Source organism: Aquitalea pelogenes (assembly GCF_041914625.1).
Lineage (GTDB): Bacteria > Pseudomonadota > Gammaproteobacteria > Burkholderiales > Chromobacteriaceae > Aquitalea > Aquitalea pelogenes.
In genome coordinates this window covers 103,511-118,997 of the sequence record NZ_JAYSDA010000002.1, presented here as the reverse complement: position 1 = coordinate 118,997, position 15,487 = coordinate 103,511, and the positions used below count along the sequence as shown (strand labels likewise).

Below are 15,487 nucleotides of genomic sequence, written 5' to 3'. Positions count from 1 at the left end.
GGTGCTGCTCTGGCTAGCCGATCTGCTGGGTTCTCATATCCGGACTTTCAACGTTGTCTACTACGTCACCCTGCGTGCGGTGATGGCTGCGCTCACCTCGCTGACCATCTCGCTGATGATGGGGCCGTGGGTCATCCGCAAACTGACCGAGCTGAAAGTCGGCCAGGCCGTGCGCAACGACGGTCCGCAAAGCCATCTGGTCAAGGCCGGTACGCCGACCATGGGCGGTTCGCTGATCATGCTGTCCATCACCATCACCACCCTGTTGTGGGCTGACCTGTCCAACAAATATGTCTGGCTGCTGCTGGGTGTGATGCTGGGTACCGGTGCGCTGGGCTTTTACGACGACTGGCGCAAGGTGGTGTACAAGGACCCGAAAGGCGTGTCGGCCAAATTCAAGATGGTATGGCAATCCACCATCGCCATTGCGGCGGGTATTTTCCTGATTGCCACCGCCAAGCTGCCGGCCTCCACCGAGTTCATCGTGCCCTTCTTCAAGACCGTGGCCTACCCGCTGGGCGTGGTGGGCTTCTGCGTGCTGACCTATCTGGTGATTGTCGGCACCTCCAATGCGGTCAACCTGACCGATGGTCTCGATGGCCTGGCAGCGTTGCCGGTGGTGATGGTGGCCTCCGGCCTGTCCATCTTCGCTTACGTGGCCGGCCACGTGGTGTTTTCCAAATATCTGGGCTTGCCCTTCATTCCCGGCGCGCATGAGGTCGTTGTGTTCTGTGCCGCCATCTGCGGGGCTTGCCTGGGCTTCTTGTGGTTCAACGCCTATCCGGCACAGGTGTTCATGGGCGATGTCGGCGCACTGGCGCTGGGAGCGGCACTGGGCACCGTGGCGGTGATCGTGCGTCAGGAAATCGTGCTGTTCATCATGGGCGGTCTGTTCGTGATGGAGGCACTGTCGGTGATGATCCAGGTGGCTTCGTTCAAGCTGACCGGCAAGCGCGTGTTCCGCATGGCACCGCTGCATCACCACTACGAATTGAAGGGCTGGAAGGAAACCCAGGTGGTGGTGCGCTTCTGGATTGTCACCATGATGCTGGTGCTCGCTGGCCTGGCTTCACTGAAATTGCGTTAAGGACAAGGGCTCATGAACTTTGCTGATCGACACATCGCGGTAGTGGGGCTGGGAGGCTCGGGGCTGGCTGCCGCGCGCTATCTGGCTGCCCACGGCGCACGCGTGGTGGTGGCCGACAGCAAGCCCGCGCCCGAGCGCGTGGCCGCACTGCAGCGCCATGTGCCGGATGCCGAACTGCGCGCCGGCGCATTCGATGCCAGCACCTTTGCCGGTGTCGACATGCTGGTGCTCAGCCCCGGCGTGCCGCTGAAAAACCCGGCGGTGGATGCTTTCCGTCGCGCCGGTGGCGAAGTGGTGGGCGATGTGGAATTGCTGGCCCGCGCCATCAAGGGTAATGGCAGCAAGGTAATTGCCATTACCGGTTCCAATGGCAAGACCACCGTCACCAGCCTGGTCGGCCATCTGTGCCAGCAGGCCGGACTGGATACCATCGTGGCCGGCAATATCGGACTGGCGGTACTGGAAGCCCTGCTGGAACGCGAACAGTCCGGCAAGCAGCCGGACGTGTGGGTGCTGGAGCTGTCCAGCTTCCAGCTGGAAACCACGTACAGCCTCGCGGCCGATGCCGCCACCGTGCTGAATATTTCCGAAGACCATCTGGACCGCTACAACGACCTGCTGGACTACGCTCACGCCAAGACCGCCGTGTTTAACGGCCAGGGTGTGCAGGTGCTGAACCGTGACGACATCCTGGCCCCGGCCATGGTGCGCCCCGGCCATGTGGTCAAGTGGTTCTCGCTCAAGCAGCCGGTGGAATACAGCCTCACCCAGCAGGACGGTCAATACTGGCTCAGCGCACAGGGCGAGGCCGTGTTGCCGCAAGCCAGCCTGCAACTGCAAGGCCTGCACAATGCCGCCAACGCCCTGGCCGCGCTGGCCTTGTGCGACAGCATCGGACTGGACCGCACTGCCCTGCTGCAAGGCTTGCAAAGCTTTGAGGGCCTGGCCCACCGCGTGGAGCTGGTGGACGAATTTGACGGCATCGCCTGGATTGACGATTCCAAAGGCACCAATGTCGGTGCTACCGAGGCCGCCCTCAATGGCATGACTCGCAAGGTGGTGCTGATTGCCGGTGGCGATGGCAAGGGCCAGGATTTCAGCCCGCTGGCACCGGCTTGCCAGCGCATTGCCCGCGCCGTATTGCTGATTGGCCGCGATGCTGGTCGCATCCGTGCCGCACTGGCCGACAGCGGCGTTGCGCTGCACGACTACGCCACGCTGGAAGAAGCCACCCGCGCCGCAGCTGAACTGGCTCAGCCGGGTGATGTGGTGCTGCTGTCGCCCGCCTGCGCCAGTCTGGACATGTTCCGCAACTACGCCCATCGCGCCCAGGTGTTTATCGACACCGTGGCACAGATCAAGGCCGCAACCGGAAAGGGGCAGCCATGATCGTGCACTCGGCGCGCCGCTACACCGCCATCAAACCGTTTGACGAGGCATTGGCCTGGGCCCTGGCCCTGCTGCTGTCCATCAGCCTGGTGATGGTGTATTCGGCGTCGATTGCCTATGCCGAGGCCGATGTTGCCACGCAGAACCGTTATTTCTACCTGATCCGCCACATCATTTTCATGGTGATCGGCCTTTCCGCATCCTACGTGATGTTCCAGGTACCTACCCGCATCTGGCAGAAATACGCCGGCAAGTTGTTCCTGCTGGGCATCGTGCTGCTGGTGCTGGTGCTGATTCCCGGTATCGGCCGGGTGGTGAACGGTTCGCGCCGCTGGATCAACCTGTTCGTGCTCAACCTGCAGCCGTCGGAAATCATGAAGTTCGCCACTGTGATTTACGCCGCCGATTACACCGTGCGCAAAACCCACAAGCTGCACAGCCTGAAAGAAGGCTTTGCCCCGATGTTTGCCGCCATGGTGATGGTGGCCTTCCTGTTGCTGCGCGAGCCGGACTTCGGTGCCTTGATGGTGGTGATGTCCATTGCCATGGGCGTGCTGTTCCTCGGCGGCATCAATATGCGCATTTTCTCGGGCCTCGCGGTGATGGCGGCGGTGGCCATCGTGCTGCTGATCATCTCCTCGCCATACCGGCTCAAGCGGGTACTGGGTTTCATGGACCCGTGGGACGACCCGTATGGCAAGGGTTACCAGCTGTCGCACTCGCTGATCGCCATTGGCCGGGGTGAGTGGTATGGCGTGGGACTGGGCTCCAGCATTGAAAAGCTGTTCTACCTGCCCGAGGCCCATACCGACTTCATCATGGCGGTGATTTCGGAAGAGTTCGGCTTTGTCGGCATCTGCGTGGTGATCGGCCTGTATGCCTGGGTGGTGCGGCGTGCGTTTCACATCGGCGTGGAATCGAAAAAGCTGGAACGGTTCTTCCAGGCGCTGGTGGCGCAGGGCATGGGCATCTGGCTGGGTATTCAGGTGTTTTTCAACATCGGCGTGAACATGGGCTTGCTGCCCACCAAGGGCCTGACCCTGCCGCTGATGTCGTTTGGTGGTTCGGCCATGCTGATGAACCTCATCGCCATGGCCGTGCTGCTGCGGGTTGATTATGAAAACCGCCGCATCATGCGCGGCTACAAAGTGTAGTCGCGCAGGATAAGCGCCGACAGGCGCGTAAGGGCGCAAGCCGGGTGGTGGCGGTTTCTGCGAGGCTGCAGGACGAAGCAAAAATCAGCGCATCATGCGCGGTTACAAGGTTTGATGAAGATGACGAACAGAACGGTCATGGTAATGGCAGCAGGTACGGGCGGACACATTGTCCCCGGCCTTGCCGTGGCCAAAGCGCTGCAAGCGCGCGGCTGGAAAGTGGTGTGGCTGGGTACCGAGCGCGGCATGGAAAACAAGCTGGTGCCGCCCACCGGTATCCCGCTGGAGCGCCTTGCATTCCATGGTGTGCGCGGCAAGGGCCTGATCGGCTCGCTCAAGGGCGTGCTGCAGCTGTGCGGCGCGTTCGTGCGTTCGGCGCAGCTGTTGCTGCGTCATCGCCCGGATGTGGTATTGGGCATGGGCGGCTATGTCTGCCTGCCCGGTGGCGTGATGAGCGGCCTGCTGTGGAAGCCGCTGGTACTGGTGAATGCCGATGCCAGCCTGCTGTTGAGCAACAAGGCCTTGCTGCCGTTTGCCCGCAAGCTGGTGTGCGGTTTTGACGGCAGCGCCGCCAAGAGCGGGTCCAAGGCGCTGGTAACGGGTAACCCGGTACGCCAGGAAATCGAAGCCCTGCCGGCTCCGGCACAGCGCATGGCCGGTCGTAGCGGCCCGCTGCGCGTGCTGGTAGTGGGTGGCAGCCTGGGTGCGCGGGTGCTGAACCAGACCCTGCCGCAGGCGCTGGCACTGCTGCCAGAGGACAAGCGGCCGCAGCTGACCCACCAGACCGGTGAGGCCAACTTTGCCGAGGTGCAGGCAGCTTATCGTGCAGCCGGTCTGGAACAGGATGTGACGCTGTTGCCGTTTATCGATGACATGCCCAGCCGCCTGGCCGACTGCGACCTGATCATCTGCCGCGCCGGTGCCATTACGGTAAGCGAGCTGTGCGCAGCTGGCGTGGCCAGCATTCTGGTGCCGTTGGTGGTGTCCACCACCGCGCACCAGCGTGACAACGCCAAGTGGATGGCAGCGGAAGGCGCGGCCATCCATTTGCCGCAGCAGGAAATGACAGCACAAAAGCTGGCAGACGTTCTGGCTGGTCTTGACCGGCCCCGTCTGCTGGAACTTGCCAGCCATGCCCATGCATTGGCCCGGCCCGGCGCAGCTGCCCGGGTGGCCGATTTGTGCCAGGCGCTGGCGGACGAACAGTAATACGGCAGCCACAAGCGGCCGGAAGCAACGAGAAAGAACATGAAACACAGGGTCAAACACATTCACTTCGTCGGCATCGGTGGTGTCGGCATGTGCGGCATCGCCGAGGTTCTGCTGAACCTGGGCTACACCGTGTCCGGTTCGGACATGGCCGATGGTGCCGCCACCCAGCGCCTGGCAAGCCAGGGCGCACGCGTGTTCTTTGGCCATGATGCAACCTATATGGAAGGTGCCGATGTGGTGGTGACTTCCACCGCAGTGAAGGCAGACAACCCGGAAGTCCTGCGCGCCCGCGAGCGCCGCATCCCGGTGATTCCGCGCGCCATGATGCTGGCCGAGCTGATGCGCTTCAAGCAGGGTATTGCCATTGCTGGTACCCACGGCAAAACCACCACCACCAGCCTGACGGCATCGGTGCTGGCGGCAGCCGGGCTGGACCCGACTTTCGTGATCGGCGGCAAGCTGACCGCGGCTGGCACCAATGCCAAGCTGGGTTCCGGTGAGTTCCTGGTGGCCGAGGCCGACGAATCGGACGCATCCTTCCTGCACCTGACGCCAGTGATGGCGGTGGTCACCAATATCGACGCCGACCACATGGACACCTACGACCACAGCTTCGACAAGCTCAAACAGGCTTTTGTCGACTTCCTGCACCGCCTGCCGTTCTATGGCCGTGCCGTGCTGTGCGTGGATGACCCGAACGTGCGTGAAATCCGCAGCCGCATCACCAAGCCGGTCACCACTTACGGTCTGGATGACTCTGCCGACATCTATGCCGACAACGTGGTTGCGGCCGGTGGCCAGATGCATTTTGACGTGGTGGTCAACAACGGCAGCCAACAGCGTTTCCCGGTGGTGCTCAACCTGCCGGGCCGTCACAACGTGCTGAATGCCTTGTCGGCCATTGCCATCGGTCTGGAATGCGGTGCGGATATTCCGTCCATCCAGCGTGGTCTGGCCGAGTTTGCCGGCGTGGGCCGTCGCTTCCAGCGTTATGGCGAAGTCGCCCTGCCTGCCGGTGGCAGCTTCACCCTGGTGGACGACTACGGCCACCATCCGGTGGAAATGGCCGCCACGCTGTCCGCAGTACGCGGTGCCTTCCCGGACAAACGGCTGGTGCTGGCTTTCCAGCCGCACCGTTACAGCCGTACCCGCGATCTGTTTGAAGATTTTGTCAAAGTGCTGAACGGTGTGGATGCGCTGCTGCTGTCCGAAGTGTATGCCGCCGGTGAAGCGCCCATCGTGGCCGCCGATGGCCGTGCACTGGCCCGCGCGGTGCGCGTGTCGGGCAAGGTGGAGCCGCTGTTTGTCGAGCAGATTGCCGACATGCCGCGCACCATCATGGACATCGCCCGCGATGGCGATGTGGTGATCACCATGGGTGCGGGTTCCATCGGTGCGGTGCCGGGCAAGCTGGTGGCCGGCAAGCTGTAAGCGGCAGGCGAATTTTGGCGGGAGGGGACAGGCCCTCCCAGTAAGGAAGAGAAATGAAGCAGTACGGCAAAGTGGCAGTGATGATGGGCGGCAGCTCCGCCGAGCGTGAAATCTCGCTGATGAGCGGCAACGGCGTATTGAACGCGCTGCGTTCGCGCGGTGTGGACGCCCATGCCTTCGACCCGGCCGAAAAACCGCTGGCAGCGCTGAAAGAAGAAGGCTTCGAGCGTGTGTTCATCATCCTGCACGGCCCGTTTGGCGAAGACGGCACTCTGCAAGGTGCACTGGAAACACTGGGTATTCCGTATACCGGCTGCGGTGTGATGGCTTCGGCCATCTGCATGGACAAATGGCGTACCAAGCTGTTGTGGCGCGGTGCCGGCCTGCCGATTCCGGAATTCGAACTGCTGGACGAAAACAGCGACTTTGCCGCCGTGGAAGCACGACTGGGCCTGCCGCTGTTCGTGAAGCCGGCGACCGAAGGCTCCAGCATTGGCGTGACCAAGGTCAAGCAGCCGGGCGAACTGAAAGCAGCGTTTGAGGAAGCCCGCAAGTACGACCCGCTGGTGCTGGCCGAGCGTTTTGTCGGTGGTGGCGAATACACCTGTGCCGTGATTGATGGTCAGGCCTATCCCACCATCAAGATCGAACCGGCCACCGAGTATTACGACTACCAGGCCAAGTATTTCCGCGACGACACGGTATACCGCTGCCCGTCCGGCCTGAGTGAAGAAGTGGAACAGCGCGCCCGCGCACTGTGCCTGCAAGCCTTCCAGGTATTGGGCGGTCAGGGCTGGGGCCGGGTGGATTTCCTGATGGATGAAGCAGGTGGCATTTACCTGCTGGAAGTGAACACCAATCCGGGCATGACCAGCCACAGCCTGGTGCCGATGGCCGCGCGCGCCCAGGGCATCAGCTATGAGGACCTGTGCCTGAACGTGCTGGATATGGTGCATGTGGGATAACCATCAGCTGCTGAAAGGCCTGGCCAATTTCCTGCTGGGTGCCTCGCTGCTGATGCTGTTGTATGCAGGTGGATTCTGGGTGACACACGCACCGGTGTTTCCGGTGAAGAAAATCCAGATCCAGGGACAGATGAAAAGAGTGACGCCGGAACAGCTGCGCTTCATTGCCGAGCACGAGCTGACGGGTACTTTCTTCACGCTGGACATCGACAAGACCCGGGCGGCGTTTGGCAAGCTGCCCTGGGTGCGGGACGCACAGGTGCGCCGGCGTTGGCCGGATGCACTGGAAATTGCAGTGGAAGAACATGTGGCGCAGGCGCGCTGGGGCGAAAACGGGCTGGTGGACAGCCACGGCGACCGCTTCGACGCCGCCAGCGACCAGCAACTGCCGGTGTTTCATGGCCCGGCAGGGGCAGAAAAGGACATGACAGCCATGCTGGCGCGTTTGCGTCAGGGACTGAAACCGACGGGGCTGGCCCCGCAGGAAATCTGGCTGTCACCGCGTCGGGCCTGGCAAGTGGACCTGGATAACGGCATCAAGCTGGACCTGGGCCGGGGCGATGTGGATTTGCGGGTGGAGCGATTCGCCCTGTACTGGAAAAACGAACTGGCAGCGCTGCCGTACCACATCGATTACGTGGACATGCGCTACCCCAATGGATTTGCCGTACGGATGCCTGATTACAAGGCGCCGCCGGCACAAGTGAAAAAGTAATACCTAGCTGGAGCGACAGGTGAGCAAACCTAAGGAAAGCAAGAACATGCTGGTCGGCCTGGACATCGGAACGTCCAAGATCGTGGCGATTGTCGCGGAGGTCCTGGATGACGGCCAGCTCAACATCATCGGTATGGGCCAGACCCCGTCACGTGGTCTGAAGCGCGGCATGGTGGTGAATATCGAATCCACCGTGCAGGCCATCCAGCGTGCACTGGAGGAGGCCGAACTGATGGCCGACTGCAAGATTCACGAGGTGTTTGCCGGGATTGCCGGTTCGCACATCAAGAGCATCAACTCGCACGGCATGGTGGCCATCAAGGACCGCGAAGTCACCCAGATGGACATCGACCGCGTGATTGAAACCGCACGCGCCGTCACCATCCCGCCGGACCACCAGGTGCTGCACATCCTCACCCAGGAATACAGCATCGACGGCCAGGAAGGCGTGCGCGAACCGCTGGGCATGAGCGGTGTGCGCCTGGAAGCCAAGGTACACATCGTCAGCGGCGCGGTGTCTGCCGCGCAAAACGTCACCAAATGCGTGCGTCGCTGCGGTCTGGAAGTGTCCGACCTGGTGCTGCAACCGATGGCCTCGGCCATTGCCGTGCTGTCGGAAGACGAAAAAGACCTGGGCGTATGCCTGATCGACATCGGTGGCGGCACCACCGACATCGCCGTGTATGCCAACGGTGCCATCCGTCATACCGCGGTGATTCCGATTGCCGGTGACCAGATCACCAACGACATCGCCATGGCGCTGCGCACGCCTACCAAGGAAGCGGAAGACATCAAGATCCAGCATGCCGTGGCACTGGTGAGCATGGCCGATCCGGGCCAGATGATCGAAGTACCGGGTGTGGGTGAGCGCGGGCCGCGCCAGATGTCGCGCGCCACGCTGGCCGAAGTGGTGGAACCACGGGTGGAAGAGCTGTTCCAGCTGGTACAGCAGGAACTGCGCCGCAGCGGCTTCGAGGACTTGCTGTCCTCCGGCATCGTGCTGACCGGCGGTGCCAGCCTGATGCCGGGCATGGTGGAACTGGCCGAAGAAGTGTTCCACATGCCGGTACGCGTGGGCGTGCCCAAGTATGTAGGCGGCCTGGCCGAGGTGGTGAAGACGCCACGTTTCTCGACCGGTGTCGGCCTGTTGTTGTACGGCAAGGACCAGATCCAGACCCATAGCGGACCCAAAGTGGAAAGCGCGGGTGTGGGGCAGCTGTTTGGCCGCATGAAGGCCTGGTTCGCCGGTAATTTCTAAGCAACGGCGGCCGGGTGGCCGCTGCTGTGATTTTTGTTTTTCGGGCAGCAGTAAATAGTGGAATGCAAGCTCATCTTAAACTTGAGGAGAGGCAAATGAGCGGAATGGTTTTTGAAGTAATGCAAGAGACCGCCAACGCGGCTGTGATCAAAGTGATCGGTGTAGGTGGCGGCGGTTGCAATGCCATCGACAACATGATCAGCAGCCATGTGCATGGCGTTGAATTCATCTGCGCCAATACCGACGCGCAATCCCTGCAGCGCAACAAGTCGCCGCAGAAACTGCAACTGGGCAACAACCTGACCCGTGGTCTGGGTGCCGGTGCCAACCCGGAAGTGGGCCGCAGCGCCGCGCTGGAAGACCGCGAACGCATTGCCGACGCCCTGCGTGGCGCCAACATGGTGTTCGTGACTGCCGGCATGGGCGGTGGTACCGGTACCGGTGCTGCCCCGGTGGTGGCTGAAGTGGCCAAGGAACTGGGCATCCTGACCGTAGGCGTGGTCACCCGTCCGTTCGAGCACGAAGGCAAGCGCCTGAAAGTGGCCCAGAGCGGTATCGAAGACCTGAAAAAGCATGTTGACTCGCTGATCGTCATCCCCAACGAAAAGCTGATGGAAGTACTGGGCGACGATGTGACCATGCGTGAAGCCTTCCGTGCTGCCGACGACGTGCTCAAGGGCGCAGTGGCCGGTATCGCCGAAGTGATTACCTGCCCCGGCCTGATCAACGTCGACTTTGCCGACGTACGCACCGTGATGGGTGAAATGGGCCTGGCCATGATGGGTTCTGCCTACGCCTCCGGCATCGACCGTGCCCGCGTGGCCGCCGAGCAAGCCGTGGCCAGCCCGCTGCTGGACAACATCACCCTGGAAGGCGCACGTGGCGTGCTGGTGAACATTTCCACCGCACCGGGTTGCCTGAAGATGAGCGAATACCGCGAAATCATGGGCATCATCCGTCAGTACGCCGACGAAGATGCACAAATCAAGTTCGGTACCGCCGAAGTGGAAGAAATGCCGGAAGACACCATCCGTGTCACCCTGATTGCCACCGGCTTGGGTCAGCAAAAGCCGGTACGCGAAGAGCGTCCGGAGTACATCAAGATCGTCAAGACCGGCACCGACGACCGTGCGGTGGAAGTCATCAACTACGACGATTTCGATACCCCGGCCATCATGCGTCAGGGCCGTCGCCGCGCTGCGCCGTCCACCGACTTCTCCAACCCGGAAGTGAGCGACAGCTATGATATTCCGGCCTTCCTGCGCAAGCAGGCAGATTAAGAAAGGTCTGTCAGGATAAATAGTTAAATACTATTAACGTGTGACGAGCAATCAATAAAGCATGGCGAAAGCCTGTGCTAGAATCGGGTTTTCCCGATTGCCTGAGAGCTTCACATGATATTCCAGCGCACGCTAAAACAAGCGATCAGCGCCACAGGTGTCGGCTTGCATTCTGGCGAGCGGGTGAAACTCACCCTGCTGCCGGCAGCGCCCGACACCGGCATCGTCTTTCGCCGAACCGACTTGCCCGAGCCGGTGGATGTGAAAGTCGAGCCTGCGCTCGTCAACGACACGCGCCTCTCCTCCACGCTGGTGACAGACACCGGCGTGCGTGTCGGCACGATCGAGCATTTGATGTCAGCCTTTGCCGGCTTTGGCATCGACAACCTTGTCGTCGAGGTGACGGCGGCGGAAATCCCCATCATGGATGGCTCCGCCGCCCCCTTCATTTACCTGCTGCAAAGTGCTGGTGTGGTCGAGCAGTCCGTGCCCAAACGCTTCATCCGGGTGAAACAGCCGGTGGAAATCGTCGAAGGCGACAAATGGGTCAGGCTGGACCCGCTGGACGGTTTCAAGATCACCCTGTCCATCGAATTCAATCACCCGGCTTTCAATCTGGCACCGCAAAAAGTCGAAATCGACTTTGCCAGCAGCTCTTATCTGGATGAAATCAGCCGCGCCCGCACCTTCGGCTTCATGCATGAAGTGGAATACATGCGCCAGCATGGACTGGGCTTGGGCGGCAGCCTGGATAACGCCATCGTGATTGATGATGAATACGTGCTCAATCCGGAAGGCCTGCGCTTCCCCGATGAATTCGTGCGACACAAGATTCTGGACGCCATCGGCGACCTCTACATTGTCGGCCACCCGCTGATTGCTGCCTTCTCCGGCCATAAATCCGGCCATGCGATGAACAACAAGCTGCTGCGCAAACTGCTGGAAACCCCGGATGCCTGGGAATACGCCAGCTTTGTCGACCCGCTGGACGCCCCGTCCAGCTTCCATCGTCTGCCCGAGGCGGTGTAAGCATGCTGTGGTGGCGGCTGTGGGCGATTGTCATCATCCTGGCGTTTGGCTGGGCGGCCATCTGCTATGCCCTCACCCGCAACCCGTGCTACCTCCAGCTCAGCCTGCGGCTGTGCAAATGGACGGGCGGTCTGGGGCTGTTGCTCTCCCTCTTCTGGCTGATTGGCAAATTGATCCGATAGCCGCACACTGCCAGCCATTCAAATCAGATGGCAGTCAGTGCTGCCGCTTGCTGGAGGTTTTGATGTCCGGACTGACTCATTTCGACGCCAGTGGCCAGGCCCACATGGTGGACGTGGGTGACAAAGAGGTCACCCGTCGCCGTGCGGTGGCGCAGGGCAGTATCCGCATGCTGCCTGCCACCTTGGCCCTGATCCGCGATGGCAATCATAAAAAGGGCGACGTGCTGGGCATTGCCCGCATCGCCGCCATCATGGCTTCCAAGCGCACTGCCGACCTGATTCCGCTGTGCCACCCGATTGCGCTCACCCGCGTGGCTGTTGAATTTGCGCTGGACGAAGCCGCCAGCAGTGTCGGTATTACCGTGACTGCCGAGTGCAGCGGCCAGACCGGGGTGGAAATGGAAGCCCTTACCGCAGCCAGCGTCGGCCTGCTCACCATTTACGACATGTGCAAGGCGGTGGACCGTGGCATGGTGATATCTGCCGTGCAGTTGCAGGAAAAAGAAGGTGGCAAGAGCGGGCACTGGAAGGCAGGTGCCTGAGCCACCGGCATCTTCCGCCATGCCGTGTAGCGTTTTATTGCAATGACGGGCAGTCCAGGTCGCCTTCCTTGCATTGCATCAGTTTTTGCAGCTCCTTGATGCGTGTCTCCGTCTTGCCGGTCAGGCACTGCAACCAGATGGTCGGGAAGATGCTGCCACCACTGACCTGGGCGGTTTCAAAACGACAAGCAGCATCCCGGTAGCCTATCCAGGCACGCTGGGCAACAGTCAGCCGTTGCTGGTCGTCGGCAGCCAGGCGCTGGCGGTACTGTTTGTAGAGGCTGTTCAGCTGTGTATCCGCCAGGTCATGCGCCTTGGCCGCGCAGACATTCATGTCCGTCTGCGTCGTGGCATTCTGGCAGCTGTCGCTGGCAGCCAGCGACATGCTGCTGCACAGCCCTGCCAGCAGCAGGCCGGTCAGACCGTATTTCATTGATGTTCCCTTGGTATCGTCCGGTTTCAGTCATGCAGCTCGGTCAGTTGCACCTGCTCCGGCCGTGCTTCGCGGCTGATCAATACCACCGCTGCCAGAATCAGCCCGCCACCCAGCACCTGGCTCCAGCCCAGCGGTTCGCCCAGTAACAGCCAGGCCAGCAGGATGGTGACCACCGGTTCGGCGGTGGAAATCAGCGAGGCCTGGGTGGCACCGGTTTTGGCCAGTCCGGACAGGAACAGTGCCAGTGCCGCCACTGTGCCAAGACAGGCAATGCCCAATACCGATAGCCAGCCGTGCAGGCTGGCCGGGCCGTGAAAACCGGTACTGGCCAGATACACCCCGTAGCAACTGGCAGCGGAAAACACCACCACGCAAGCGGAGGTCAGCGGATCGCAATCGCTGGTGTAACGGCTGCCGGCCAGGATGTATAGCGAATAGATGATGGCCGAACCCAGACCCAGCAGCAGTCCCAGCGGCTGGGCGGAGAGTTCCAGACCGATGGTGATCACCAGCCCGCCCAGCGCCAGTGCCAGCGCCAGCAGGCGTCTGCTGCTAAAGCGTTCTCCCAGCAACAGGGTGGACAGCACCAGCACGATGGCAGGAAACAGGTAGAGCAGCAGGGCGATGGTGCCGGCGCTGGCATAGTGCAGGCCGGAAAAATAACAGGCGGCCATGCCGGCATAGCCCATGCTGCCCATGGCGATCAGCACCAGCAGCGCCCGGCCGCGTGGCCACGGCAGCTTCTTCCATAACACCCAAGGCAGCAGCAGGATGCCAGCCAGGAAAAAACGCAGGAACAGCAGGCTGGGCGTGGACACGCCATCGGCGTAGGCAAAGCGCGCCAGAATGGCCATGCTGCCAAAACCGAGTGCGGAAAGCAGGATCTTGAACTGGGCCAGCGCCAGGGCGCTGCGCGGGGAGGGGGCAGGTGAAGACACAATACGGCCAGATGGGGGAAAGCCTTATTGATACCGCAATTTCACTTGCTTGTCATGACGAATGCACCGCGCTGGTGCAGGCAGGGCGACACAGGCCGTAACAGCCAGGCATCGCCCTGTGGCAGGGCGTCAGCTTTTCAGCGCCGCTGCTTCAGCGCCAGGGCGCGGCACGCAGCAGCTTGACCGCCTGTTCGGCAGATTTCGGTGCAGTCTTCTCTACACACAGGTCCTCGCGCAGGGCGCGACGGGCCTTGTCATCGTATTCAATCTTGCGCCATTCCTCGCGCATGGATTCAATCCAGCGTTTGTTGATGCTGTCGCCAAAAGCATAGCTGCGGTAGGTATTGGCACTGCACTGGATGCCTTCCACGCTGAGGTTCTCGGCACCGGCCGGGCTTTGCACGCGCAGGATCAGCCGTACCACGCCATCTTCACCCACCGTCATGCTCTTGCTGTCGGCAAAGTATTTGTTGGCCACTTCCGGGCCGACATAAAAACCGATCCAGTCCGGTGCCGTCGGGTAAGCCGGAATGCTGTATTTGCCTTCTTCCCAGGGCTTTACGTCTTCCAGCGCGTAGTTGGTGTTGTTGAAGCCCTTGTTGTATTCGCTGGCCTGGGCAGCCAGGGCCAGCAGCAGTCCGGCCAGGGCCAGACCAAATCGGGACAGATTCACGCACATCTCCTGCTCAAGGCTTGGCCGGGTGCTGGATTTGCCCCGGCCGGATGGTATAACGGCGGCGACCGGCTTCGCGGCCGGCCAACCCCCAGGAAAGTTCGGACAAGCTTACATCACCACGGGCCGATACGTTGAGCAGCATCGATGCGCGGGTGCCGTAATCGCGGCCCTGAATGAAAACCGGCGACAACACCTTTTCCAGCGCCAGCCCCACCCCGGTGTTGGGCAACTGGCCCGGCCCGGCCGCGGTGGCATCGGCCAGCCAGGCAAAGGCTTCGTCCTCGCCGGGCGGACGGCGCAGGCCGCGCAAGTGCTCGGCCAGGCGTTCGCTCTTGAACCATGGGGTGTCCAGCGTGGCATTGGACAAGGTATGAATGCCGGGTGTCACCCGGGCAATGCGTGCGCCACGACTGTGAAAGTGGAACAGGTCGTCCACCTTGCCGTACAGCAGGTTGAACGGTGCATAGTGCTGGTGGTTGTCGCGCAGCCAGTCGGCAAAGGCAAACGGGTCGTCATCGCCGGTGACAAAGCGCTGGACCAGCTCGCCGCGCGAGCGTTCCCCGCTCTTGCCATAGCCTTCGCGGAAGTTGGTCAGCGCGGCAAAGCGGCCACGGCCATCCACCATCAGCCAGCTGCCACCGGCTTGCAGGTCGCGCCCGCCAAGGGTATCGGTATGGCCTTCCCACCAGTCCAGCGCTGCGGCCGGGCGGGCATAGTATTCGTCGCGGTTGGCCAGCAAAACCAGCTGGCCCAGGCCGGGCATCTTGTAGGCAAAAGCAATCACGCACATGGCGGGCATTCCGATTTGGGAAGGGCTTGACGGGTGGCGTAAACTACTCGGATGGATAGCCGGTAGAATACTGCCTTCACCTCTGCATTGTAACGTAAAGACTGAGCGACACGCCCCATGACTCCCGACCGCCTGATTGACCTGTCCGGCCTCAACTGTCCCTTGCCCATCCTGCGCGCCAAGAAGGCGCTGGCCGATATGGCAAGCGGTACCGTGCTGGAAGTGATTGCCACCGATGCCGGTGCACCCAAGGATTTCGAGGCTTTTTGCCGCCAGACCGGCAATGCCCTGCTGGAGTCCACCACCACGGCGGAAGGCAAGTTCCGCATGGTGCTGCGTCGCAAGTAAGCCTGACCGCAACCGATACTGCCAGCCCAGACATAGACCCGACATAGAGCCCGAG

The 15,487-nt window shown here is 61.6% G+C and carries 17 protein-coding genes; 13 read left to right on the top strand and 4 right to left on the bottom strand.

From position 1 onward, the window contains the following. Position 1 precedes the first annotated feature (1 nt). From mraY to moaC, 12 genes are all read left to right on the top strand, one after another. Positions 2 to 1,087: a phospho-N-acetylmuramoyl-pentapeptide-transferase gene (gene mraY, locus ACE3SE_RS02620; RefSeq protein ID WP_045846492.1), complete on the top strand. Its 1,086-nt coding sequence runs from the start codon at positions 2 to 4 to the stop codon at positions 1,085 to 1,087. Between the two features lie 12 nt (positions 1,088 to 1,099). Further along, a complete protein-coding gene (gene murD / locus ACE3SE_RS02615) occupies positions 1,100 to 2,476 on the top strand; it encodes a UDP-N-acetylmuramoyl-L-alanine--D-glutamate ligase (RefSeq protein WP_374553736.1) in 1,377 nt (458 codons plus the stop codon). Further along, a complete protein-coding gene (gene ftsW / locus ACE3SE_RS02610) occupies positions 2,473 to 3,630 on the top strand; it encodes a putative lipid II flippase FtsW (RefSeq protein ID WP_045846490.1) in 1,158 nt (385 codons plus the stop codon). Before murD ends, ftsW begins: the two co-directional genes overlap by 4 nt. Positions 3,631 to 3,750: 120 nt before the next feature. Beyond that, on the top strand, positions 3,751 to 4,839 hold the full coding sequence (gene murG, locus ACE3SE_RS02605) for an undecaprenyldiphospho-muramoylpentapeptide beta-N-acetylglucosaminyltransferase (RefSeq protein WP_374553733.1): 1,089 nt from the start codon (positions 3,751 to 3,753) through the stop codon (positions 4,837 to 4,839). 39 nt (positions 4,840 to 4,878) lie between these two features. Beyond that, a complete protein-coding gene (murC, locus tag ACE3SE_RS02600) occupies positions 4,879 to 6,273 on the top strand; it encodes a UDP-N-acetylmuramate--L-alanine ligase (protein ID WP_131356402.1) in 1,395 nt (464 codons plus the stop codon). A gap of 53 nt (positions 6,274 to 6,326) precedes the next feature. Next, a complete protein-coding gene (locus ACE3SE_RS02595) occupies positions 6,327 to 7,238 on the top strand; it encodes a D-alanine--D-alanine ligase (RefSeq protein WP_045846488.1) in 912 nt (303 codons plus the stop codon). Further along, the gene (locus ACE3SE_RS02590) at positions 7,228 to 7,953 is read left to right on the top strand and encodes a cell division protein FtsQ/DivIB (RefSeq protein WP_131356398.1); all 726 of its coding nucleotides are present in this window, start codon (positions 7,228 to 7,230) and stop codon (positions 7,951 to 7,953) included. Before ACE3SE_RS02595 ends, ACE3SE_RS02590 begins: the two co-directional genes overlap by 11 nt. A gap of 46 nt (positions 7,954 to 7,999) precedes the next feature. Then, a complete protein-coding gene (gene ftsA / locus ACE3SE_RS02585) occupies positions 8,000 to 9,211 on the top strand; it encodes a cell division protein FtsA (protein ID WP_218645090.1) in 1,212 nt (403 codons plus the stop codon). A gap of 95 nt (positions 9,212 to 9,306) precedes the next feature. Next, positions 9,307 to 10,491, top strand: coding sequence for a cell division protein FtsZ (gene ftsZ, locus ACE3SE_RS02580; RefSeq protein WP_045846485.1), 1,185 nt, complete (start codon positions 9,307 to 9,309; stop codon positions 10,489 to 10,491). Positions 10,492 to 10,608: 117 nt separating this feature from the next. Continuing rightward, entirely contained in the window at positions 10,609 to 11,520 is a 912-nt protein-coding gene (gene lpxC, locus ACE3SE_RS02575) for a UDP-3-O-acyl-N-acetylglucosamine deacetylase (protein ID WP_062788799.1), read from the top strand. Between the two features lie 2 nt (positions 11,521 to 11,522). Then, entirely contained in the window at positions 11,523 to 11,702 is a 180-nt protein-coding gene (locus ACE3SE_RS02570; protein ID WP_374553730.1) for a hypothetical protein, read from the top strand. Between the two features lie 62 nt (positions 11,703 to 11,764). Then, a complete protein-coding gene (gene moaC, locus ACE3SE_RS02565; protein ID WP_045846483.1) occupies positions 11,765 to 12,244 on the top strand; it encodes a cyclic pyranopterin monophosphate synthase MoaC in 480 nt (159 codons plus the stop codon). A gap of 34 nt (positions 12,245 to 12,278) precedes the next feature. On the opposite strand, the gene ACE3SE_RS02560 is transcribed toward moaC, so the two are convergent. From ACE3SE_RS02560 to ACE3SE_RS02545, 4 genes are all read right to left on the bottom strand, one after another. Next, positions 12,279 to 12,677 (bottom strand): lysozyme inhibitor LprI family protein, encoded by a 399-nt coding sequence (locus tag ACE3SE_RS02560; protein ID WP_374553728.1) that lies wholly within the window; start codon positions 12,675 to 12,677, stop codon positions 12,279 to 12,281. A gap of 26 nt (positions 12,678 to 12,703) precedes the next feature. Further along, positions 12,704 to 13,618: a DMT family transporter gene (locus ACE3SE_RS02555; RefSeq protein ID WP_374553726.1), complete on the bottom strand. Its 915-nt coding sequence runs from the start codon at positions 13,616 to 13,618 to the stop codon at positions 12,704 to 12,706. A gap of 151 nt (positions 13,619 to 13,769) precedes the next feature. Continuing rightward, entirely contained in the window at positions 13,770 to 14,291 is a 522-nt protein-coding gene (locus tag ACE3SE_RS02550; protein ID WP_161937734.1) for a CNP1-like family protein, read from the bottom strand. Positions 14,292 to 14,304: 13 nt separating this feature from the next. Continuing rightward, positions 14,305 to 15,084 carry an NRDE family protein gene (locus ACE3SE_RS02545; RefSeq protein WP_374553724.1) on the bottom strand — a complete coding sequence of 260 codons (780 nt, stop codon included), beginning with the start codon at positions 15,082 to 15,084 and terminating at the stop codon, positions 14,305 to 14,307. A gap of 117 nt (positions 15,085 to 15,201) precedes the next feature. Between ACE3SE_RS02545 and ACE3SE_RS02540 the strand changes: the two genes are divergently transcribed. After that, the gene (locus ACE3SE_RS02540) at positions 15,202 to 15,432 is read left to right on the top strand and encodes a sulfurtransferase TusA family protein (RefSeq protein WP_045846478.1); all 231 of its coding nucleotides are present in this window, start codon (positions 15,202 to 15,204) and stop codon (positions 15,430 to 15,432) included. The last annotated feature ends 55 nt before the right edge of the window (positions 15,433 to 15,487 follow it).

Excerpts from the sequence above, each read along its gene's own strand:
- murC (WP_131356402.1), top strand. The coding sequence starts at position 4,879 with ATGAAACACAGGGTCAAACACATTCACTTCGTCGGCATCGGTGGTGTC.
- ACE3SE_RS02545 (WP_374553724.1), bottom strand. The coding sequence starts at position 15,084 with ATGTGCGTGATTGCTTTTGCCTACAAGATGCCCGGCCTGGGCCAGCTG.
- ACE3SE_RS02560 (WP_374553728.1), bottom strand. The coding sequence starts at position 12,677 with ATGAAATACGGTCTGACCGGCCTGCTGCTGGCAGGGCTGTGCAGCAGC.
- ACE3SE_RS02595 (WP_045846488.1), top strand. The coding sequence starts at position 6,327 with ATGAAGCAGTACGGCAAAGTGGCAGTGATGATGGGCGGCAGCTCCGCC.
- ACE3SE_RS02540 (WP_045846478.1), top strand. The coding sequence starts at position 15,202 with ATGACTCCCGACCGCCTGATTGACCTGTCCGGCCTCAACTGTCCCTTG.
- moaC (WP_045846483.1), top strand. The coding sequence starts at position 11,765 with ATGTCCGGACTGACTCATTTCGACGCCAGTGGCCAGGCCCACATGGTG.
- murG (WP_374553733.1), top strand. The coding sequence starts at position 3,751 with ATGACGAACAGAACGGTCATGGTAATGGCAGCAGGTACGGGCGGACAC.
- ftsZ (WP_045846485.1), top strand. The coding sequence starts at position 9,307 with ATGAGCGGAATGGTTTTTGAAGTAATGCAAGAGACCGCCAACGCGGCT.
- murD (WP_374553736.1), top strand. The coding sequence starts at position 1,100 with ATGAACTTTGCTGATCGACACATCGCGGTAGTGGGGCTGGGAGGCTCG.
- ftsA (WP_218645090.1), top strand. The coding sequence starts at position 8,000 with ATGCTGGTCGGCCTGGACATCGGAACGTCCAAGATCGTGGCGATTGTC.
- ftsW (WP_045846490.1), top strand. The coding sequence starts at position 2,473 with ATGATCGTGCACTCGGCGCGCCGCTACACCGCCATCAAACCGTTTGAC.
- ACE3SE_RS02590 (WP_131356398.1), top strand. The coding sequence starts at position 7,228 with ATGTGGGATAACCATCAGCTGCTGAAAGGCCTGGCCAATTTCCTGCTG.
- ACE3SE_RS02570 (WP_374553730.1), top strand. The coding sequence starts at position 11,523 with ATGCTGTGGTGGCGGCTGTGGGCGATTGTCATCATCCTGGCGTTTGGC.